Here is a 22,380-nt window from a genome sequence, read left to right on the forward strand (position 1 = left end):
CTATGTATCTTAAAAACGGAAGATTATCACAGAGCCCTAAGTGGCTTTATATTATAGTTCCAACCCTGTTCTTTGCCTTTACAGGGTTGAACTTTTTAGTAGCACAGTTTTTTGATACTACTACACTTATACAGTCGGAAATTGCCCAAAAAGGAGAATTACAATTCTTGTTTGAGAACTTAGTTATCTTTGCTATCTTCTTAGGGTTATTGTTACTATGGGTGAAGTTCATACATCGCCAGCCTTTGGTAGCACTTATCACGGCGCGACCCCGTATCAGTTGGAAGCGTTTTTGGTTTGCTTTCTTATTGTGGGGAGGCGTAACCATAGGCATAACTTGTATCGACTACTTATTTTTTAACCCCGATGATTATATTTGGAATTTTCAGTGGATACCTTTCTTAAAACTACTCGTGATAGTAGTGCTGTTCATTCCTCTGCAAACCGCTTTTGAAGAAATATTCTTTCGAGGCTACCTAATGCAAGGCTTAGGACTTGCTATGCGTAATGCGTGGTTTCCTTTGCTTTTTACCTCTATCACCTTCGGACTAATGCACATTGCCAACCCCGAGGTAGAAAAATTAGGATACAGCTTGCTTATCTATTACATAGGTACAGGTTTGTTCTTAGGTATCACTACCTTAATGGACGATGGCTTAGAGTTAGCTTTAGGGTTTCACACCGCCAACAACCTTTTTACAGCTCTTTTAGTAACTTCCGACTGGACAGTTTTCCAAGTTCCTTCCGTCTTGCGTGATGTCTCAGAACCCTCTTTAGGCTTCAGTGTATGGGCTCCTCTATTGCTCTGCTTCCCTCTTTTATTGTATATCTACGCCAAGAAATACCATTGGAAAGAGTGGAAAAAACACTTGTTATAAAAGAAAACTTAATTTTTTGTTAAAATAATTTCCTTCATATCATAATATTTCATATCTTTGCAACCGATTTTAAATAGCAAAAGGCGACACCCCGAAAAGCCTTTAACAGAGTAGGGAGTAATTTTAATTTTCAGTTTTTTATGGAAGAAAATACAACTTCAACACAAGAGCAATCTGTTTCTCAAGAACAGCAAACTGCTAAAGAAAACAACCCAACCATCATTATCCAAAACTCCTCTAAGAGCAACGGAATAGGCACTGCTGGTTTCGTATTAGCTTTAATAGCTGTATTCTTAGGTTGGGTTCCTGTTTTAGGGTGGATTATCTGGCTTTTAGGACTTGTCCTTTCAGGTATAGGTGTTACTAAAACTCCTAAAGGATTAGCCATTGCAGGGCTTGTGCTCTCTTTAATTGGGCTTGTTATCCTTATTCTTTTAGCTACTGTTTTTGCAACAGCGGCAGCTGTTTCTTCAATGCCAGTACAATAAGAATTTACAAAAAAGGCTATCTGAGATTCTTCTCAGATAGCCTTTTTCTATAAAGTTACATATCATTTCAGCTCCCTATAATAAAAATAGTAGGTCTCTTCTGCACATCAATATTCGTTTTCTTCCAACGATGCACAGGGAGTGTTTTAATTTCTTCAGTAGGAAGCGTAATATCACAAGCCACGCATAAAAGAGTATTAGCCTGTAATGTCTCTATCAAGTCAGTAAGCATTTGCTTATTGCGGTAAGGCGTTTCTATAAATAGTTGCGACTGTCCTTCTCGTGCTTTGCGCTCTAAGGTTTTAAGTGCCTTCTTTCGCTCTTGTTTATCAATAGGGAGATATCCGTTAAAAGCAAAATTCTGCCCATTAAGTCCACTCGCCATCATTGCCAGTAACAACGAAGAAGGTCCTACCAGCGGAATCACTTTCAGTCCTTTTTGGTGAGCCACCCGCACAATATCAGCTCCTGGGTCGGCTATCCCTGGGCAACCTGCCTCCGAGATAATCCCTATCGAGTGTCCTTCCATACAAGGGGTTAAAAAACTCTGATAGTCAGTATCCTGATGGTGCTTATCTATCACAACTATTTTTAAATCTGCTTGCACCTTGTCCGGAGTAATGAGCTTGATAAACTTCCTTGCCGACTTTTCGTTTTCTACTACAAAATAAGTAAGTGATTGCACTACATTTGCCACCTGTGCTGGCAATACATCAAGAGCTACACCCCCTAATAAGTTCGGTATTAAATAAATATTTCCCATCGTTGTTTGTATCAACATTACTAACAGATTGCAAAGGTATATTTTTTTCATCATACTTATAGTATTAAATGATTAATTATTTGTACCTTTGTCGCGTATATCTCAACAATCTATAATCACAACAAATGAAAAACATTCTCTCTTATAGTATCATTTTCTCGGTTATTACACTGATAAGCTGTAATAAAGACAGCAACAGCAATAACCTTTCTGAGCATTCCCAACAAATGCTACAACAAGCTATGCGCAATACCGAAGCAGGGCACGACACAAATTTTAGTGACAACACTCCCTTCATTTTCAATGGTTATAGTAATACTTCCAACAGATTATTCGAAAAAGGAGGTAACATATCCATCGGGGCTGCTTTAAATTTTGCGTCTCTTAATCACGACAAAATCATTTATAAAAGTTGTTATTGGGGGCTTTATGGCAAAAAAGGCTATTGCAAGTACCCTAACGAAAACCGATATTTTGAATTGTACAACCTTTGGGGGGTGCTATTTTCTGAAAAGAACAATCAGAACCCTAACGCTTTGATAAATGTAAAAAACTTTCGCTTCTACGTGCTTTACAAAGGTGAAAATGTATGGCGGAGAGTCCATTTTCCTGAAACTGATATTACCGACCAAGCCCCTATCACGTGGGCGGCTACATATTATAAAGATATCGTAACAGAAGCAGGCAATGGGAAGATTAAAGTAATACAAGAAAAAAACTATTCCACTATCCCTATTGCCAAATCAGGAAAATACGACGGCAAATGGTATGATGCCAAAATATTAGTAAACCACTTTGGTTCTAAACTTATGAAACCTGTGGGAGAGTTCACCCCCAGCAAAGTCGAAGGCGTGTATATGCAAGTAGAGGTACGTCTCGACCCAAGTACCCCCAACGCCAAAGTAGGCATACAAGCTGGTATGGACGTCCGCCACGAAGGCATTAAAACTACTTACTATATGGCTTTTGGCTCTACCCGCATCGTTACTGTTGCCCCTCATTGGAAAACCGTTAATTGGGTAAACTACGCAGGCGGACAAGGAGCTGACGAAGGAGGCGTCGTACTGAGTAAAGAACGATTACTAAACACCTCTTTTCCAATAGAATAACCCCCTATTAAACAGCTCTAAAAAGCACTTTATCTCTGAAAACGAAATATATCTTATATAAAACGAAATTAGAATAGGGATTACTACCTTATATCATTCGTATAGCTTTTCTATAACTATCGTCCAAGATTCGTATAAGCTTCCTATAAGCTTTCTATATCTATCCCTTAACTATCAAGCTCTTACAAAAACGGCAAAACAAACCCAAAAAAGCACCTAACAAACTAATTATCACAATGAAACAGTCTTTTTATCAAAAAGAAGGAAAAAGAAAGAATAAGACAGTTGTCTTCCTTCACGGCTTTTTAGAAGACCATACTATATGGCAACCTATCAGTAAAGCTCTCTCTACCGAATATTTCACACTATCCATCGACCTTTTAGGGCACGGGCAGAGCCCCACTATCGCCCCAGTACACACAATGGAAATGATGGCAAGCCAAGTAAACGATATCTTACTAAAAGAAGAAATAGAACATTGCACCATCGTGGGGCACTCAATGGGAGGTTATGTAGCCTTAGCTTTTGCTGAATTATTCCTCAAAAAAGTAGAAGGAATAGTATTGTTAAACTCCACTACCCTACCCGATTCTCCAGAGAAAAAAGTAAATAGAGACCGAGTGCTGAAAGTAATCGATAAAGAGAAAGAACTCTTCGTGCGCACTGCCGTTATAAACCTATTTAGCGATGAAAACAAAACGCTGATGAAACCGGCGCTCAACAAACTAATCGATATAGCAATGCGCACCCCTAACGAAGGTATCAAAGCAGCTTCCTTAGGAATGAAACAACGCCCCGACCGCACAGAACTATTCGAACAACTAACCGCTAAAAAGCATATCATTATGGGTAAAAAAGACGCTCTTATCCCTTCTGATAGTTTGATAGCATTAGCCCAAAAAGCAGGTGCAAGCTATACCTTGCTTTCAGGCGGACATTTAGTATATATTGAGAACGAAGCCGAGACCATAGAAGCCTTGCGCAATTTTATGGCACAACCCTAATCTTAACCCTTTTTCTCAAATTCCAAGATATGTATAAGCTATTCATTCGCCCATTCCTTTTCAGTCTCGACCCCGAGAAAGCTCATCACTTTACATTTAAATACTTAAAGTTTGTTCACAAAATCCCCTTAGTGCCTTTGCTCATTCGCAAAATATACAATGTGGAACACCCTTCTCTACATCGCGAAATCTTTGGGCTACACTTCAAAAATCCCATAGGATTAGCCGCAGGTTTAGATAAAGATGCTAAATTGTACAAAGAGTTAGCCAATTTAGGTTTTGGTTTTATCGAAATCGGAACCATTACCCCTAAACCACAACTGGGGAACCCAAAAAAGCGATTGTTCAGACTCTTAGAAGACCAAGGAATTATAAACCGTATGGGCTTTAACAACGAAGGAGTTGAAGCTGCTGTAAAGCGCCTTAAAAAGAATACCAATGTACTGATAGGAGGAAATATTGGTAAAAATAAAACCACCCCAAATGAAGAAGCGGTAAACGACTACCTGATTTGTTTTAAACAACTCTTTAATTATGTCGATTATTTTGTAGTAAATGTAAGTTCACCCAATACTCCAAATTTGCGTACATTACAAGAAAAAGAACCTCTAAAACAGCTTTTAAGCACTTTGCAAAACACAAACCTAACCCATAAAAACCCTAAGCCTATCCTCTTAAAAATCGCCCCTGACCTTACCGACGAACAACTGTCAGATATCATCGAAATCGTACAAGAAACTCATATTGCAGGCGTAATAGCTACCAATACCACGATTGGTAGAGAAGGGTTAGTATCCAATAATCAAAAAGAAACCGGCGGACTTAGTGGGAAACCTCTAAAAAATCGCTCCACTGAGGTAATACGTTTTCTAAGTGAAAAGAGCAACCACGCATTTCCCATCATTGGCGTTGGAGGAATATTTAGTGAAACCGATGCCCTCGAAAAGTTAGAAGCAGGAGCCTCACTTATCCAGCTCTATACAGGTTTCATTTACGAAGGAGCAGGTCTTATAAAACGCATTAATAAACAGCTAATTGCTAATATGAATAAAGGTTTCAGAAATGATTGTCTCTGATTTACAACCTCATAGTCGTTTTTGCGTCACATCTCCCCCTTTGGAGGGGGCTGGGGGGAGGTTTATAATCAATAATTTAGTTCAACTCTTGATTAGCTTTGCTAATTCTAACCAACATTAGCATTATTTCCGTTATTTGTTATTTGTAATTCTTAATTCATCGATACAAACCAAACGCATTGATGAAATAAAAGTCTTGATGAAATTTTATAAACATACTCATCTCACAAATATTGTCAATTACTAATTATTTTATACCTTTGCACTTATTTTCAAAAACGATATTATGATACAGTCAATGACAGGCTTTGGCAAGAGTGTACTATCTCTCACCGATAAACATATTAGTATAGAAATCAAATCCTTAAACAGTAAGAGTATTGATATCAATACACGTATTCCACAAGCGTATCGCGAAAAAGAACTCGATTTCCGTAAACTCATTGCCGAGCAGCTCTTACGCGGGAAAGTAGATTTTAGTATCTTTGTAGAAAATACAGGCACACAAACACCCTCTAAAATCAATCCTAATATCGTAAAATCCTATATCGAGCAAATGCGTGCTATTGTTGATGGTGACCTTACCGAACTGCTAAAAATGGCAGTACGTATGCCCGATGCCTTACAAACCACCACCGAAAGCGTTTCCGAAGAAGAACTTTCAGCTATTTTCGAACATATCAGCCTCGCCATTACCGATTTGCAATCCTTCCGCATTCAAGAAGGTAAAGTTTTAGAAAAAGACTTCGTTTTGCGTATTAGTAACATCGATAGCTTACTGCAAGAGGTACAAGCTCTTGATAGTGAACGCTTAGCGCTCATTCGCGAACGCTTGGAAAAAGCAGTAGCTGATATCCAGAGTGTAGACGCCAACCGCTTTGAGCAAGAACTCATTTTCTACTTAGAAAAATTGGACATCACAGAAGAAAAAATCCGACTCAAAAAACACTTAGACTATTTTCTCGAAACCCTTCACAGCGAAGATTCTAACGGACGTAAATTGAGTTTTATTGCACAAGAAATAGGCAGAGAAATCAATACCTTAGGTTCAAAAGCTAACTTCGCCCCTATGCAACAGTTAGTAGTCCAAATGAAAGACGAACTCGAAAAGATTAAAGAACAAGTTCTAAACGTATTATAACCTGCTAATTTACCAATTTGCTAATTAAAAAATGAACAAACTAATTATTTTCTCAGCTCCTTCTGGGAGTGGCAAAACTACCATAGTGAGGCATTTACTCTCGCTCAAAAAACTAAACTTAGCCTTTTCTATTTCGGCTACTTCTCGTGCTCCTCGTGGTGAAGAACAACACGGCAAAGAATACTATTTCCTTTCTGCTGATGAATTCAAAAAACGTGTTCAGCACAACGAATTTATGGAATGGGAAGAGGTATACACAGGTTGTTATTACGGCACATTAAAATCAGAAGTAGAACGCCTATGGGCAAAGGGAAAGAATGTGATATTCGATATTGATGTTGCAGGAGGTCTCCGTCTCAAACAACAATATCCAGAGCAAACTTTAGCAGTATTTGTTGAACCGCCAAGCCTTATTGCCTTAGAAGAACGCTTGCGCAACCGTAAGACCGAAACAGAGGAGAAAATACAAATGCGTCTCAACAAAGCCGAACAAGAAATGGCAACTGCTCACCAGTTTGATGTGATTATCAAAAACGATAATCTACAACAAGCCCTACAAGAGGCTGAGCGCATAGTAACCGATTTTATCAACCGATGAAAAAACAAATAGGCTTATTCTTTGGCTCGTTTAACCCTATTCATATAGGGCATCTCATTATCGCCAATCATTTGGTAGAGCACAGTGCAATGAACGAACTGTGGTTTGTGGTAACACCTCAAAATCCGTTTAAAGAAAAACAATCGTTATTAGACAACCACTTGCGATTGGAAATGGTCAATTTGGCAATAGAGAGCTATCCCAAGTTACGCGCCTCAAACATCGAGTTTCACTTGCCACAACCTAATTACACAGTTAATACCTTAGCCTATTTAGAGGAAAAACACCCTAATACTAACTTTGCCCTAATTATGGGGGAAGACAACCTAAAAAGCTTTCACAAATGGAAGAACTACGAGCATATTTTAGTAAATTACCCTATTTATGTCTATCCTCGTATTTCAGAAGGTACAGTGCCCGAAGCTTTAACTGAGCACCCGCATATCACCCGTGTACCCGCCCCTATCATCGAACTCTCAGCCACCTTTATCCGTGAAGAAATCAAAGCTGGACGCAATATACGTCCGCTCCTCCCCGAAAAAGTATGGCAATACATTGATAAATTAGGACTCTATTTCAATTAACAATTGACAAGTAACAATTAACATTTTTGCGTCATACACTTAGCCAAAGTTTCACACTTTGGCTAAGTTAAAACCAATAATATCTTTGTTTAATTTCTAAGACGTAAGTCTTATCTCTTTTAATATATGAAAAAAACGAAAATACTAATGGTTTGCTTAGGCAATATTTGCCGTTCTCCTTTAGCCGAAGGCGTGATGAGAAGCAAGCTCCCTTCCGATAACTTTGAAGTAGATTCAGCTGGTACTGCCAACTATCACGTAGGCGATACTCCTGACACTCGTTCTATCGCCTCTGGCAAAAAACACGGAGTAGATATCTCTATGCTTAGAGGTTGTCAGTTCTCAGCCAAAGATTTTGCCCTTTTCGATTATATTTTCGTAATGGATAAAAGCAATTACCAAAACGTTATCCGGCTTGCTAAGAACGAAAAAGAGCGTGCTAAAGTACATTTCTTAGCTGATGCTTTGAATGGAATGACACAACACGAAATCCCCGACCCTTATTACGGCACAGAAGCTGATTTCGAAAACGTTTATCAGCTCATCGACGAGGCTTGCACCAAAGTTGCTCACAAACTATCTCCTAACCCCTAACTACTATTATCTCCTAAAATGGATTTCTCATCTAAACTCTTAGAAAACGCCGTCTACGAAATAGCACAATTGCCTAGTATAGGCAAACGTACGGCTTTGCGTTTAGCCTTGCACCTGCTCAAACAACCCGAGGAGCAATCACTACAATTGGCACAAGCTATTGTAGCTTTACGCACTCATATCCAATACTGCAAAAACTGCCACAACATCTCCGATGTAGATTTGTGTGAGATATGTGCTAACCCTATGCGTGATACGGGAGTTGTTTGTGTTGTAGAAGATTTTAGAGATGTAATGGCAATAGAAAACACAGGACAATTCTTTGGTCAGTATCACGTCTTAGGAGGTAAAATATCCCCTATCGATGGCATCGCTCCTTCCAATCTACATATTGCCTCACTGATAGAAAAAGTAAAGACAGGTAAAGTAACTGAACTAATCCTAGCTCTGAGCAATACAATGGAGGGCGATACTACCAATTTCTATATTTACAAACAAGTAGAGTCTTACCATATCACCATTTCTACCATTGCCCGAGGCATAGCCGTAGGAGGCGAACTCGAATACACTGATGAGGTAACTTTGGGCAGAAGTATTACTCAGCGCATTCCTTTTGAAAAAGCTATTAAAGCCGTTTAAAATATGATACAAGTAGCCAATACCATTATTTCGGAAGATATCATAGATTGCGATTTTGTTTGCAACCTTAATGCTTGTAAAGGTGTTTGTTGTATAGAAGGTGATGCAGGAGCACCCGTAGAAGAAAGCGAACTAAAAGTGATGAAGCGCATTTATCCCGAAGTAGCTCCTTACCTTACCGAGGAAGGTCGTACAGCTATCGAGGAGCAAGGAGTATACATCAAAGGAGAAGACGGCGAATGGGAAACTCCTCTCATCAATGGAGGCGAATGTGCTTATGTAGTACGCAATGAAAAAGGTTGGGCTCTTTGTGCTATCGAGCAAGCATATAACGATAAAAAAATAGACTGGAAGAAACCTATATCGTGTCACTTATATCCTATACGATTACAAGAGTACAGCTCCTTCACAGCAGTCAATTACCATCGTTGGAGTCCTATATGCGATGATGCTTGTGTCTTAGGTAAAAAGTTACAAGTGCCTATCTACAAATTCGTAAAAGAGGCTCTTATTAGAAAGTTTGGAGAAGAGTGGTTTCAAGAGTTAGAGCTTATAGCTGAGCATTTGAAAAAATAACATATAAATAACAAAATAAAAGAGACAGTACTTTTAATATTGTACTGTCTCTTTCTTATATAAATATTATGGGATTTCTTACTTCATTGTCTCTAACTTCCCTTGTGATTTTAGCAACTGTATTTCTGCTAATTTGTAGTCCAACAAAGCATTGGTATAATTGTTCTTAGCATCCGATAAAGAGCGTTCTGCTTCCAATAAATCCGTAAGGGAAGCCAAACCTTGTTGGTAGTTGTTTTGGGTATTTAGCAATACCTCTTCTGCAAGCTTTACATTCTCCTTTTGCGAATCAATAGTAAGAAGGTTATTAGTAAGCCTACTGTGGGCATTCTCATAAGCCAAATCCATTGCCAAACGGGTGTCTTTAAGGGTCGCTTCAAGCGCTTGACTTTCTATCTGTGCTTGGCGTATCTTAGCACGTGTGCCAAAACCCGAAAATATAGGTATTTTAAGTCCCAATGTAATAGCCGAATAGTCAGCTCCGTACACTTTATCTTTCTTGCCGTAAATAATCGGTGTTTTAGGTCCCATACTCAAATAACCATAAGTAGCCTGCAATGCTAATGATGGATAAAGTGCTGCACGTTGTACTTTGGTATTGAGGTCAAGAAGTTGCTTTTGCTTTTCGAGTACTTGTAGTTCTATACGAGTATTGCTATTGCCTTTCTCAAAAGCCAAATCGTAATTGGCTTCAAAGCCTTCTTTAGGCAGAGTAATTACTTCATTCATCGGCATACCTATCATATATTTGAGCGCATTCTCCGAGAGTTGTACTCCATTAAGGGCTTGTTGGCGTGCCGATTTGAGATTATTTACAGCCACAGTAGTGCGGTCAACGTCTATTTTCTTTGACAACCCCGATTGGTTTAACCCTTTTACAACATTAGCCGTTTTCTCGGTAAGAGCCAAATTACTTTCTATATTTTCTAATGTTTGTCGGGTTTGGTATACTTGATAGTAGGCTTGTGCTACTTTCTCAATGATTTCATTCTCGGTAAGCTGTTGGTTAAGCATATAAAACTCACGTGTCGTACGAGCCGCTTTCAAGCCCATAAACACCGTTTGATTAAACAACACTTGGGTAAGTTTTGCTTCAGCATTAGCCGACCATTTTTGCCCCATTTCCATCTTTATAGGCTCATTACTTGCGGGCATACCCGGGAAAGCAAATGTGCTGGCATCAATATAAGTAGCTTGTAACTTAGGGTTGTACACCATACCGCCCGAAGCCGAAATATTAGGCAGTGCATTAGCGCGTACTTCTTGTATTTTGTATTCGCTTTTGGTTACTTCCAATCGCGCTTTCTCTGCGTCCGCTTTATTCTCTAAAGCATAACGAATAGCGTCTTTTAAAGTCAATTCTTTTTGTTGTGCAAAGCTCATAACACTAAGGCACAACAAAGCACTCGTAATGATTTTTTTCATAATAATTATATTGCCTATTAATAGGCTTATTTATATTGTCCTTTTAATTCTGATGTAACTTCTTTTTACTTTATTTATTCAGATACCCTTCTCTCGCTGACCTTACTTTTTCACCTCTGATCATTGGTATTATTGGCATTTTTAGTATTATAGTATTAAATTAACCTTTTACCTTTTATCTTTTACCTCCTTAAGCACTCGTTCCAATTCTTTTAGCCCTTTTTCATTGACAAGTATCCTAAAAAAGTACTCTAAAATAGTATAGATAGTTTCCCAGAAGGGAAATTCTCTTTCAGGGAAAGTATGAGTTATAGAACGGAGACGTTGTACACTAGTATAGAAAACCTTACAGAAGTTCACATTGATATCTTTTCTAAAAAGACCTTCTTGCCAACCTTTTTCTAAGAGTTTATCTATAAAAAGTCCATCAGTTTTAGCGAACTCACTTTTCATACGTTCGTATGTTTTAGGATAGTACTTTTGCAATTCCCAAATAGGACGGTCGCTATTGATGTTAAAAACTTCTTGAACCTTTTTTTGGTTGCGGTATACATTTTCTATCACTGAACCTTCCCCTTGTACAAAAGTAGTTACATTTGTACAACTCATTTCTAAGGCATAATCTAAACAAGCATCTACTAAATCTTGTTTAGAGGGAAAATACTCGTAAAGCGTCTTTTTAGACATCCCCATTTTGTTAGCCAAATCATCCATAGTAAAGGTTTTAAACCCATACTGCATAAAGTCGTTTAAGGCACGTTTTACAATATCTTCTTTCATCTCTCTCATCTTTAAATTCGGGGGCAAAGGTATAACAAAAAAACTTAATAAACAAAAAAAGTTTCCATTATTACCTCTTATTTTTCTACTCTTATACACAATTCTCGTCGGCTTTCCCTTTTACCTTTTATCTTTTACCTTTATTAAAGGTTTAAGAAAGTAAACCCTACTCCCACAATAGTTTGTTTGTAATTGTAATCGATAAGAGAATCACCATAACCGTGAGAGGCTTGCAACAAAATACGCAGGTCGCGACTCAGCGGATATACCCAGTTCAGCTCTACGTGCCCGCGATTATGATTAAAATTTAAATTATTCCTCACTCGCAAATTAAAAACATTTTTACGGAAAGGGTAAGCAATGCTCAATTCACAACGTCCTATATAATTCTCAATATCGGGATTGTCATCTTCTCTTGCTTTTTCTGAGAAACGCCACCAGAAACGGCTATTAACCATTAAATCATTCCATTGGAAAATACCTAATAAAATAATTCTGTTCCAACTGCGCGAATGTGCCGCTTCTTTACCATTAGATTGGTGGTTTACGGATAGTCCTGCCATTTTCACTTTAAAATTCCCCACCGAGAGGTTCAGCGGGTAAGTAAATATCAATTCAGGTTCGTAATTCAGTTCCCTAAACGGACGTGAAAGCTCACCGTTGTACATCTGCCAATACGATTGCTGAGTGAAAGCTACCCACACATCACCCTTCCCAAAAGCATCTTGCATAATCTTAGCTTTTAAGCTCACTTGAAATTTTACCTCCACGTGCTGGTAGTCGCGCCATTCGGGTATAGGTCGGTCGGGGTTCAAACTTATAGGTTGTTCCGTAGGTTTATCCGTAAAACGGAAAGGCATTACGTACATAGGTAAGTAATCCACAAATTTAAAAGTACCTCTCTGGTCTTCTCGGTCAAGCTCCCATAGCTTAGAAATAGCCCTTTCCAACTGAGCTCTTCTATCGGCTTTTATTGCTGTCTTAGGAAGTTCCTGCAATGTGTCTTTCACCGCCTCCTGAGAAAAAATAGGTGTCGCAATAGCCAAGAACATTATAAATAAAGTGTATTTCATCATTTTGTTTTTTGCGGGTGCAAAGGTACAGCAAATAAACTTTATAAACAAAAAAAGTTTCCTACATTTTAATATGAGGAAACTTTTTCTTTTCTAATACTTTATGTATATCAATATTTCTTCTTACTCAAACTCCGATGTAAAGTGCAACTTTAAGTCCGGATATTTTTGTTTTACCATCTCAATAGAGAAAGCTGAGTCGGCTAAGAAGACTAATTGATTCTGCTTATCGCGTGCTAAGAACTTCTGTTTTACGCGTAAGAAATCAAGATACTCAGCATCTTTGGGGTTTTCAGGCGTCTCTACCCAACAAGCTTTATAAATAGGGAAGTTTTCATAACTACACTTTGCCCCATACTCGTGTTCTAATCGATACTGAATTACCTCGTATTGGAGTGCTCCTACCGTCCCAATTACTTTGCGACCGTTGAAGTCTAACTTAAAGAGCTGTGCCACCCCTTCGTCCATTAGCTGGTCGATACCTTTTTCTAATTGTTTAGATTTCAGTGGGTCAGCATTGTTAATGTAGCGGAAGTGCTCAGGAGAGAAGCTCGGTATCCCCTTGAAGTGCAATACTTCACCTTCGGTAAGTGTATCGCCTATCTTAAAGTTCCCCGTATCGTGCAAACCTACAATATCCCCCGCATACGAGATATCCACCACTTCTTTCTTTTCGGCAAAGAAAGCATTCGGACTGGAGAACTTCAATTTCTTGCCCAAACGCGTATGTAAATAAGGTTTGTTACGCTCGAATGTGCCCGAAACAATTTTTACAAACGCCAAACGGTCGCGGTGGTTAGGGTCCATATTTGCGTGAATCTTGAAAACGAAGCCCGTAAAAGTAGGTTCTTCAGGGTTTACGATGCGCTCTTCACTGGCTTTCGGGCGTGGCGAAGGAGCAATTTCCACAAAACAATCCAAGAGTTCTCTTACCCCAAAATTATTCAATGCCGAGCCAAAAAATACAGGTTGTTGATCTCCTTTGAGGTAGGCTTCTCTATCGAATTTAGGATATACTTCATACACTAACTCCAAATCGGAACGGAGGTTCTCGGCAGATTGTTCGGATATAATCTTCTCTAATTCAGGACTGTTAATATCGTTGAAGGCAATAGTTTCCTCTATATTCTTACGGCTGTCGCCTGAAAAAAGGTTGATATTCTTCTCCCAGATGTTATAAATCCCTTTAAAATCATACCCCATCCCTATGGGAAAGCTCAGCGGAGTAACCTTTAAGCCCAACTTCTGTTCTACTTCGTCCAACAGGTCGAAGGCGTCTTTCCCCTCACGGTCTAACTTATTAATGAACACAATCATAGGAATATTGCGCATACGGCACACCTCAACGAGTTTTTCGGTTTGCTCTTCCACCCCTTTGGCAACGTCAATAACCACAATTACACTGTCCACAGCCGTGAGAGTGCGGAAGGTATCCTCGGCGAAATCCTTGTGCCCGGGGGTATCTAAGATGTTTATTTTATGCTCTTTGTAGTTAAAAGCCAGCACCGAAGTAGCTACGGAAATCCCACGTTGGCGTTCAATCTCCATAAAGTCGGAGGTAGCTCCTTTCTTTATTTTATTCGATTTCACCGCACCAGCTTCTTGGATAGCCCCCCCGAAGAGTAAGAGTTTTTCGGTAAGGGTTGTCTTTCCCGCGTCGGGGTGAGAGATGATGCCAAAGGTACGGCGTTTTTGTATTTCTTGTTGTAAAGACATAAAGTTAATTTGCTAATCTGCTAATTTTCGAATCTGCTAATTTGCTAATTTGTTAATTAGCTTTTTTAAGAGTATAATTTGGTAGCGAGTTCACTATCATTAATGCTGTTACCTTCTTGGTCGAACATTCTTCGTAAGTACTTACATACGAACAACCATAGGTTGTAAGCAACAGCGCTACCACACTGAATATTAATAAGATTCTTTTTATTCTTACTAATATTTTGTTTTAAAATCGGGTGCAAAAGTAGTGAATAAACTCCAAAAAGAGACATAAATAAGTAAAAAATTCACTTTACCTCAATTTAATCCTCCTCTTAACCTCAACGTACCCCCACCCTTCCTTCGCTTATTCGTTATCTGCCCGTGCAGTTCGCACCGTCATTTGTTCGTTCTTTCTCCATCTGCCCGTGCGGCTCGCACCGTCTTTTGTTCATTTATATATACAAACTTTGCCAAAGTTTGAAACTTTGGCAAAGTTGAAATCTACTAATCACCCTCTTTTTATATCTATCTTAGCTTTAACTTACCCCCACATTTCCTTCGTTCTTTGTTCGTCATTCGTTCGTCATTCGTTCGTCTTTTGTTCGTCTTTTGTTCGTCTTTTGTTCGTCTTTTGTTCGTCTTTTGTTCGTCTTTTGTTCGTCTTTTGTTTATTTGCCTGTCGTGCTACGACTGCCTGTGCGGCTCGCACCTGCCTGTCGTGCTACGACTACCCGTGTGGCTCGCACCATCTTTCCTATAAGCTTCTCCCAAATTAATCATTAATCATTAAACAATCGGTATTATTAGCATTTTTGGCATTGTGGCATTAAACTCATTTATCCATTTGATAATCAATAAATATATAAGAATATATACCCCTTATGCCAGCCTTTCAAATACAAATAAAATATAATTTTTTAGGACTTTATTTTTCTATGTTCAGTAAAATATATATCTTTGCCGTTTGAAGATATAAAATAAGTAAATTATTTAATTAAAAAAATGCAAAACAAAGGACTTGTGAAACTATTTGCCATATTGTTTGGGCTAATATGTATTTATCAGCTTTCATTCACCTACGTGGCAGGTAGAGTAGAAGATGAAGCCAAAGCATTCGCTGAGGCAAAAGTGCCTAATACTCAAGCTGACTATATCGCTAAACGCGAAGCTATAGAAGCTAAGTATTTGGACGATAAAATGGGGCAAGATGTCTATAACCTCGGTTTTACAAAATTCACTTATGGTGAAGTAAAAGCTAAAGAATTGAACCGCGGTCTTGACCTTAAAGGCGGTATCAACGTGATTCTGCAAATTTCCGTAAAAGACATCTTGAGAGGTCTTGCTGACAACTCCAAAGACCCTATCTTTAACAAATCATTAGCCGAAGCCGATGAACAGCTCCGCAAAACCGACAAAACCTACTTGGATTTGTTCTTCGAGGCTTACGCTAAGAACGGAGGTAAATTAGCCTCCCCCGATGTGTTCGCTAATAAAACCCTCAGCGATCAAATCAACTTCCAAATGAGTGATAGTGAGGTGCGCCCTATCATCAGAAAGCGCGTAGACGAGTCTATCGTATCTGCTTTCGAGGTATTGCGCAAACGTATCGATAAATTTGGCGTTTCTCAACCTAATATCCAGCGCCTTGGTAACTCAGGTCGTATCCTTGTAGAACTTCCAGGTGCTAAAGATATCACTCGCGTACAATCTCTCTTGCAAAGTACCGCTCAGCTTGAGTTCTGGGAAACTTATAAGAATACTGATGTTTTCCCTTATTTACAAGCCCTCAACGAGCAACTTAAATCTACTGCTAAAACCACTGATAAAGTAAAAGATACGCTCACAGCAGCTACTCAATCAGGTAGCAGTGCTATTGATTCTCTACTTACTGATGTAAAGAAGGATTCTGTTCCTACTCAACAAGGAAAAGGCAATCCTTTGTTTGACCTTATCAAAGCTAATTCTTATGAAGGTTCTCCAGTACTTTTTACAGTAAGTTTAAAAGATACTGCTCAAGTAAATAGCTATATCAATTCTCCTGAAGCAAAACATTTGATTCCTGCTTCATTGCAGTATGTAAAATTCGCTTGGGGTAAACCTGATAAAAAGACCTCCCTTATCGAACTTTATGCCCTAAAAGGTAACCGCGATAACACCCCTCCTCTTACAGGTAACGTAGTAACCCAAGCCGAACAAACTTACGACGTTCGCAACCAGCCTGCCGTATCTATGCAAATGGACGGTAAAGGAGCACGCATTTGGGAAGCGCTTACTGGTAAAGCATTTACTCAAAATACCAATATTGCTATCGTACTCGATAACATCGTATATTCAGCACCAGGAGTAACTACAGGTGCTATTTCAGGAGGTCGCTCTGAAATTACAGGGCATTTTACTTTAAATGAAGCTGTCGACCTTGCTAACGTGCTCCGTGCTGGTAAATTACCTGCAAGTGCTGATATCGTACAATCTGAAATCGTAGGACCTTCTTTGGGACAAGAAGCTATCGATAGCGGTATGAACTCTTTCCTTATCGCTACTATCTTCATCTTTGCGTGGATGATATTCTACTACGGTCGTGCGGGTATTTATGCCGACCTCGCTTTGGTATTCAATATACTCCTCATATTTGGAGTGTTAGCAAGTATAGAAGCTGTTCTTACGCTCCCTGGTATTGCGGGTATCGTGCTTACCATTGGTATGGCAGTCGACTCGAACGTGCTGATATTCGAGCGGTCGAAAGAAGAACTGCGCAAAGGTAAAAACATCAATCAAGCAGTGGTTGATGGTTTCAAACACGCCCTATCGTCTATCTTAGACTCCAACATTACTACAGCGCTTACTGCTCTTATCTTGTTGTTCTTTGGTAGTGGTCCTATCCAAGGTTTTGCAACTACCTTGCTTATTGGTATTGCAACTACTTTGTTCACCGCTATCTTTATCACTCGCTTGTTTATCGACTATAGTGTTGAGAAAAAACACACGCTTACTTTCACCACTCCTATTACTAAGAACTGGTTCAAAAATGTAGATCTCAACTTCATCGGCAAGCGCAAAATAGGATATGCTTTTTCTATTATCCTATCAATAATAGGTATCATTTCTCTCTCTACTCGTGGTCTCGACCAAGGTATCGATTTCGTAGGTGGTAGAACTTACCAAATTCGTTTTGAGCACGAAGTAAACCCTACCCAAGTAGCCGATGCCCTCAAAACTACTTTAGGAAATGTGGAAGTGAAGACTTTTGGAGCTCCTAACCAAGTGAAAATCGCTACTAAGTATAAAGTACAAGAAGAAAGCACTGAGGTAGATAATGAAATACAAGAGCTCTTGTACAAAGGATTACAGAAATTCTTACCCGAAGGAACTTCATTCGATAGTTTCGCTAAAGCCTCTTCTACTGATAAGATTGGTATTATGCAATCTATGAAAGTAGGGCCTACTATCGCTGAAGATATTAAGAGCAGTGCGTTCTGGTCAGTTATCGGTTCGCTTATTGTAATCGGTCTATATATCTTATTTCGTTTCCGAAGATGGCAGTTCTCTATGGGTGCGATTGTATCTTCAGCGCACGACGTGCTAATGGTACTCGGTATCTACTCGCTCACTTATAGCATTATGCCTTTCAATATGGAAATCGACCAAGCTTTTATCGCGGCTATTCTTACAGTAGTAGGTTACTCACTAAACGACACGGTGATTATCTACGACCGTATCAGGGAAGTAATGCGTGAACCTCATTGGTCAAGAGAGAAAATCAATCACGCGCTCAACGCTACCCTTAGCCGTACCTTGAACACCTCATTCACTACTTTGGCAGTACTCGTTACTATCTTTATCTTTGGTGGTGAAACCTTGCGTGGCTTTATGTTCGCAATGATTATCGGGGTACTCATCGGTACTTACTCTTCTATCTTCGTGGCAGCTCCTCTCATTTACGATACTGTAAAGGACGAAGCTGACCATACTAAAGAACAATCTAAAAAGTAATATCTAATTACTGAATATATAAAAGGGACTGTCCTAAAAAGGATAGTCCCTTTTTCTATGCGGGTAGAAAAAAGTGAAAAACTACTTGCAAATATCAATTATAAACCCTAACTTTGCCTTTCAAAAAAACTAAGTAATATGAAAACATACGACATTGTTATCATCGGTTCAGGTCCTGGTGGTTATGTAGCCGCTATTCGTGCAGGTCAATTGGGCTTTAAAACTGCCCTTATTGAAAAATATAATACCTTAGGAGGCACTTGTCTTAATGTAGGCTGTATCCCTTCTAAAGCCTTACTCGACTCTTCTCACCACTACGAAAACGCCTCCAAACACCTCGAAGCCCACGGTATTGAAATCACAGGTAAAGTAAAGTTTAGCTTAGAGAAAATGATTGCTCGTAAGGCGGCTGTGGTAGAGCAAACTTGCGCAGGGGTAAAGTTCCTAATGGAGAAAAACAAAGTAGACGTTTTTACCGGCGTAGGGAGCTTTGTATCACCCACACAAATTAAGATTACTCCTAATAAAGGCAAGGCAGAGACCATAGAAGCCAAGCACACCATTATTGCTACCGGCTCTAAACCTGCCTCCTTACCTTTTATTGCGCTCGATAAAGAACGCATTATTACTTCTACTGAAGCTCTCCAGCTCAAAGAAGTACCAGAACACCTCATCGTGATTGGTGGGGGCGTAATAGGCTTAGAATTGGGGCAAGTATACAGTCGCTTAGGAGCTAAAGTGTCGGTAGTAGAATACACCGATAGCATTATCCCTACGATGGATAGAGGCTTAGGGCGCGAACTCACCAAAGTACTCAAAAAACAAGGCTTTGCTTTCTATACAGGTCATCAGGTGAAAGAAGTAACTCGCAAGGGCAAAACGGTAACTGTAAAAGCTACAACCTCCAAAGGCGAAGAGCTTACCCTTAAAGGTGATTACTGCTTAGTAGCCGTAGGTCGTCGCCCTTATACCGAGGGTCTTAACCTCGAAGTAGTAGGTGTACAGAAAGACGAGCGCGGTAGGGTAATAGTAAACGACCACCTGCAAACCAATGTGCCTAACATCTATGCCATAGGTGATGTAGTACGCGGGGCTATGCTCGCCCATAAAGCCGAAGAAGAAGGCGTATTGGTAGTAGAACAACTCGCTGGACAAAAACCACATATCGACTATAATCTTATCCCTGGTGTTGTTTACACTTGGCCTGAAGTAGCTTCAGTAGGCAAAAGTGAAGAGCAACTAAAAGCTGACAGCATCGCCTATAAAGTGGGGCAGTTTGCTTTTCGTGCCTTAGGGCGCGCCCGTGCCAGTATGGATACCGACGGCTTTGTAAAGATTTTAGCTGACACCCAAACCGATGAAGTGCTCGGCGTACACATCATTGGAGCTCGTGCTGCCGATATGATAGCCGAAGCCGTTACCGCAATGGAGTTCCGTGCTAGTGCCGAAGATATCGCTCGCATCTGCCACGCTCACCCTACCTTTACCGAAGCAATAAAGGAGGCCGCCCTTGCTACCACCGAAAACCGCGCTATCCATAGTTAATTAATGCTATATGAAATCAACCATCTTATTTTGCCTATTTTGCCTCCCTTTGTGCGCTTTTTCGCAATATAGTATTACAGGAAACCTAATCAGTAAAGAACAACCTGTGAGCAACTGTGTCGTTAAGCTCCTCTCGCAGGGCAAAGTTGTGCATACTACCGCTTCAAATGAAAAGGGTACTTTTTCTTTTGAAAACCTTTCAGCAGGGCAATACCAGCTAAATGTGGTTTCTATTTTCTATGAGCCTTTTCAGCAAGAGCTAATGGTAGATAAGAATATCGCATTAGGCAATATTGTGATTACCGAGAAAGTAGAAAACCTTAAAGAAGTAACTGTTACTGGTCGGAAAAATCCTGTCATCCCTACTGAAACGGGCTCTCTTATTGAAGTAACAGGCACACGGCTCGCCTATCGTTCTGCGGTGACTGATATTTTAGAGTATGCTCCCAGCATCTCCACTACTAATGGCTTGAAAATCTATGGCAATGACGATATTTTAATAATGCTCGACGGTAAAGAATTACACCTCGATAAAGACAAAATAGCGTTTTTCTTAAATAAAATACCCGTCAAGAGTATTAAAAGTATTGAAGTAGTTGATAAGATTGATGCCAGTGTCGATAGCTCAAAAGCAGGCGTCATAAAAATAACTACTATTGCAAAATACGGCTGGGTAGGCTCGTTAAGTCACAATTTTTTTTACGACCCAAAATTAGGTTATACAGACGATGCAACACTGTTTTATTCTACTGATAAATATCGCCTTTTTACTAACCTATACCACAGCCGACATCACTCTTTTAGCGATGATAAGGAACAATCTCTTTTGAGAAATAACAATACTCTTTATCAAAATACCTCAGAACTACAGTTAAAGCGGAAAGAAAACGGAATAACGCTGGGAGCAGATTACTATTTCAATAAAAAATCTACTCTTAGCTTTCTGTATATCTATAATTATGATGCTGATGCCGACAAAGAATACAATGGTTTAACTAACGTGTATAACAACAATGTGCTTAACCATCATTTTAGTACGAACAGAAAATGGGACGCCATATCTAATGACCACTCTTTCTCACTGAACTTCGACCGCACTACTGACTCCTTAGGTTCAAATATCAAAATAGCCTTAGACTTGGTTAAGAAAAAGTATGAAAGTCCTCTTACTGAAAAAGATATTTATTACCGCACAGTAACTACCGAAGAAAATACTGAGCAAGATTCATACTCTTACAGCGATGTTTACGCCTTCAAAACTACTTGGAGTAAGTTTTTTACCTCTAAATACCCTTCAGAAAAGCAGAACTTAGTGCTTGGATTGCGTTATTCATTGGTAGACAATCAAGATGAGTTTGCTTATTTTGATATTTTGCCTACCCAGAAGTTAAAAAACACTACTCTTTCTAATGATTTCTCCTTCAAAGAACACATCTTCGCCACTTTTGCCAATTACACTTTCCCTCTTACTGAAAAATCAAAGTTCTCAGTAGGCTTACGTTCTGAATATAATTACAATACGTTTAGCAATCATTTAGATAATTTCCATAACGACAACACACAATGGTCACTCAATGCCCTCTATACTACCAAGCTCGGCAAAGAAACCTTCTTCTTTTCTGCTCGTCGATGGTTCAGCAGGGTGAATTACAGTCTGTTCAACCCTACCTATATCAAAAGTTCTCCTACCGATGCCTATACAGGTAATAAAGATTTAAGTCCCATAGAAGGATATACGTTGCAATCGGGTTATAGGTGGAAAAAAGTAGATATGGCTCTGGCTTACCGCTATTCCGAAAAAAATGTGCTTAACATTCCTACCGCTATTGTTGGCGTAATAACTACTCGCCCCGAGAATGTAGGTTATAAAAACGATGTGTTTTTGTTCCTATCCCGTTTTACTAAGTTCACCGATTGGTGGGAGTGCAATGCAAAATTCACAGGGGGTTATTTTAACTTCAAATATTTAGGGAATGCTTTCAACTCCTTATATGCCGAGTTTTACACCTCACAGCGAATTTACCTCCCCAAAGATATCGAAGCCTCTCTCACTTACCAATATACCTCAACCAATAAGAGTTTGTATATCAAAAACTATTACAATCACCAGCTCAACTTTAACCTAATGATTCCTCTTTCTGATTCTTTCCAGTTAAACGCTTCATTAGATGATATATTTAACACCTCTCGTTCTAAAAGCGAATACGATTTCAACGGCGTTTATAATACATCTTATTATAAATTTAACACCCGTAGTTTTTATATTGGTATCAATTATGATTTTGCGAAAGGTAAAAAAGTGAATGACAATATAAGAAACACAGGAGCAGAAGACGAGAAAAACAGACTTAAACGATGATGATTAGTGGTTAATACTGAATAGTTAATGATTAGTGGTAAATACAGTGATAAAAAT

The 22,380-nt window shown here is 39.2% G+C and carries 20 protein-coding genes; 14 read left to right on the forward strand and 6 right to left on the reverse strand.

All coding sequences use genetic code 11. From position 1 onward, the window contains the following. Positions 1-2 precede the first annotated feature (2 nt). Positions 3-878 carry a CPBP family intramembrane glutamic endopeptidase gene (locus COCH_RS10925; protein WP_015783115.1) on the forward strand — a complete coding sequence of 292 codons (876 nt, stop codon included), beginning with the start codon at positions 3-5 and terminating at the stop codon, positions 876-878. 140 nt (positions 879-1,018) lie between these two features. Beyond that, positions 1,019-1,366, forward strand: a complete 348-nt coding sequence (locus tag COCH_RS10930) for a hypothetical protein (protein ID WP_009410361.1) — start codon at positions 1,019-1,021, stop codon at positions 1,364-1,366. Between the two features lie 67 nt (positions 1,367-1,433). On the opposite strand, the gene COCH_RS10935 is transcribed toward COCH_RS10930, so the two are convergent. Beyond that, positions 1,434-2,183 (reverse strand): SAM-dependent methyltransferase, encoded by a 750-nt coding sequence (locus COCH_RS10935; protein ID WP_049756998.1) that lies wholly within the window; start codon positions 2,181-2,183, stop codon positions 1,434-1,436. A 71-nt stretch (positions 2,184-2,254) separates the two neighbouring features. On the opposite strand from COCH_RS10935, the gene COCH_RS10940 reads away from it, so the two are divergent. From COCH_RS10940 to COCH_RS10980, 9 genes are all read left to right on the forward strand, one after another. After that, a complete protein-coding gene (locus COCH_RS10940; RefSeq protein ID WP_015783117.1) occupies positions 2,255-3,238 on the forward strand; it encodes a hypothetical protein in 984 nt (327 codons plus the stop codon). A 236-nt stretch (positions 3,239-3,474) separates the two neighbouring features. Then, positions 3,475-4,242: an alpha/beta fold hydrolase gene (locus COCH_RS10945; RefSeq protein ID WP_015783118.1), complete on the forward strand. Its 768-nt coding sequence runs from the start codon at positions 3,475-3,477 to the stop codon at positions 4,240-4,242. A 29-nt stretch (positions 4,243-4,271) separates the two neighbouring features. Next, positions 4,272-5,318: a quinone-dependent dihydroorotate dehydrogenase gene (locus COCH_RS10950; protein WP_015783119.1), complete on the forward strand. Its 1,047-nt coding sequence runs from the start codon at positions 4,272-4,274 to the stop codon at positions 5,316-5,318. Positions 5,319-5,604: 286 nt separating this feature from the next. Next, positions 5,605-6,459, forward strand: a complete 855-nt coding sequence (locus COCH_RS10955) for a YicC/YloC family endoribonuclease (protein WP_002672596.1) — start codon at positions 5,605-5,607, stop codon at positions 6,457-6,459. 31 nt (positions 6,460-6,490) lie between these two features. After that, the gene (gene gmk / locus COCH_RS10960; protein WP_009410355.1) at positions 6,491-7,057 is read left to right on the forward strand and encodes a guanylate kinase; all 567 of its coding nucleotides are present in this window, start codon (positions 6,491-6,493) and stop codon (positions 7,055-7,057) included. Further along, entirely contained in the window at positions 7,054-7,641 is a 588-nt protein-coding gene (gene nadD, locus COCH_RS10965; RefSeq protein ID WP_015783120.1) for a nicotinate (nicotinamide) nucleotide adenylyltransferase, read from the forward strand. The genes gmk and nadD overlap by 4 nt, the downstream gene beginning before the upstream one ends. Positions 7,642-7,767: 126 nt before the next feature. Next, entirely contained in the window at positions 7,768-8,235 is a 468-nt protein-coding gene (locus COCH_RS10970; RefSeq protein WP_015783121.1) for a low molecular weight protein-tyrosine-phosphatase, read from the forward strand. Positions 8,236-8,253: 18 nt separating this feature from the next. After that, complete coding sequence (gene recR, locus COCH_RS10975; RefSeq protein WP_015783122.1) at positions 8,254-8,874, forward strand: recombination mediator RecR; 621 nt, start codon at positions 8,254-8,256, stop codon at positions 8,872-8,874. Between the two features lie 3 nt (positions 8,875-8,877). Beyond that, on the forward strand, positions 8,878-9,450 hold the full coding sequence (locus COCH_RS10980) for a DUF3109 family protein (protein ID WP_015783123.1): 573 nt from the start codon (positions 8,878-8,880) through the stop codon (positions 9,448-9,450). Between the two features lie 78 nt (positions 9,451-9,528). On the opposite strand, the gene COCH_RS10985 is transcribed toward COCH_RS10980, so the two are convergent. The 5 genes from COCH_RS10985 to COCH_RS12615 all read right to left on the reverse strand — a co-directional run bounded on the left by COCH_RS10985 (position 9,529) and on the right by COCH_RS12615 (position 15,138). After that, positions 9,529-10,875 (reverse strand): TolC family protein, encoded by a 1,347-nt coding sequence (locus COCH_RS10985; protein ID WP_015783124.1) that lies wholly within the window; start codon positions 10,873-10,875, stop codon positions 9,529-9,531. A 168-nt stretch (positions 10,876-11,043) separates the two neighbouring features. Next, positions 11,044-11,655 (reverse strand): TetR/AcrR family transcriptional regulator, encoded by a 612-nt coding sequence (locus COCH_RS10990; protein ID WP_174250642.1) that lies wholly within the window; start codon positions 11,653-11,655, stop codon positions 11,044-11,046. A gap of 143 nt (positions 11,656-11,798) precedes the next feature. Then, complete coding sequence (locus tag COCH_RS10995) at positions 11,799-12,731, reverse strand: phospholipase A (RefSeq protein WP_015783126.1); 933 nt, start codon at positions 12,729-12,731, stop codon at positions 11,799-11,801. 120 nt (positions 12,732-12,851) lie between these two features. Beyond that, entirely contained in the window at positions 12,852-14,444 is a 1,593-nt protein-coding gene (locus tag COCH_RS11000; RefSeq protein ID WP_015783127.1) for a peptide chain release factor 3, read from the reverse strand. Positions 14,445-15,012: 568 nt separating this feature from the next. Beyond that, positions 15,013-15,138: a hypothetical protein gene (locus tag COCH_RS12615; protein ID WP_262481555.1), complete on the reverse strand. Its 126-nt coding sequence runs from the start codon at positions 15,136-15,138 to the stop codon at positions 15,013-15,015. Between the two features lie 293 nt (positions 15,139-15,431). On the opposite strand from COCH_RS12615, the gene secDF reads away from it, so the two are divergent. The 3 genes from secDF to COCH_RS11015 all read left to right on the forward strand — a co-directional run bounded on the left by secDF (position 15,432) and on the right by COCH_RS11015 (position 22,323). After that, complete coding sequence (gene secDF, locus COCH_RS11005) at positions 15,432-18,419, forward strand: protein translocase subunit SecDF (RefSeq protein ID WP_015783129.1); 2,988 nt, start codon at positions 15,432-15,434, stop codon at positions 18,417-18,419. A 138-nt stretch (positions 18,420-18,557) separates the two neighbouring features. Next, positions 18,558-19,964: a dihydrolipoyl dehydrogenase gene (gene lpdA / locus COCH_RS11010; RefSeq protein ID WP_015783130.1), complete on the forward strand. Its 1,407-nt coding sequence runs from the start codon at positions 18,558-18,560 to the stop codon at positions 19,962-19,964. A 10-nt stretch (positions 19,965-19,974) separates the two neighbouring features. Then, positions 19,975-22,323, forward strand: a complete 2,349-nt coding sequence (locus COCH_RS11015) for an outer membrane beta-barrel family protein (protein ID WP_015783131.1) — start codon at positions 19,975-19,977, stop codon at positions 22,321-22,323. The last annotated feature ends 57 nt before the right edge of the window (positions 22,324-22,380 follow it).

This window comes from Capnocytophaga ochracea DSM 7271 (assembly GCF_000023285.1).
GTDB classification, from domain to species: Bacteria; Bacteroidota; Bacteroidia; order Flavobacteriales; family Flavobacteriaceae; genus Capnocytophaga; species Capnocytophaga ochracea.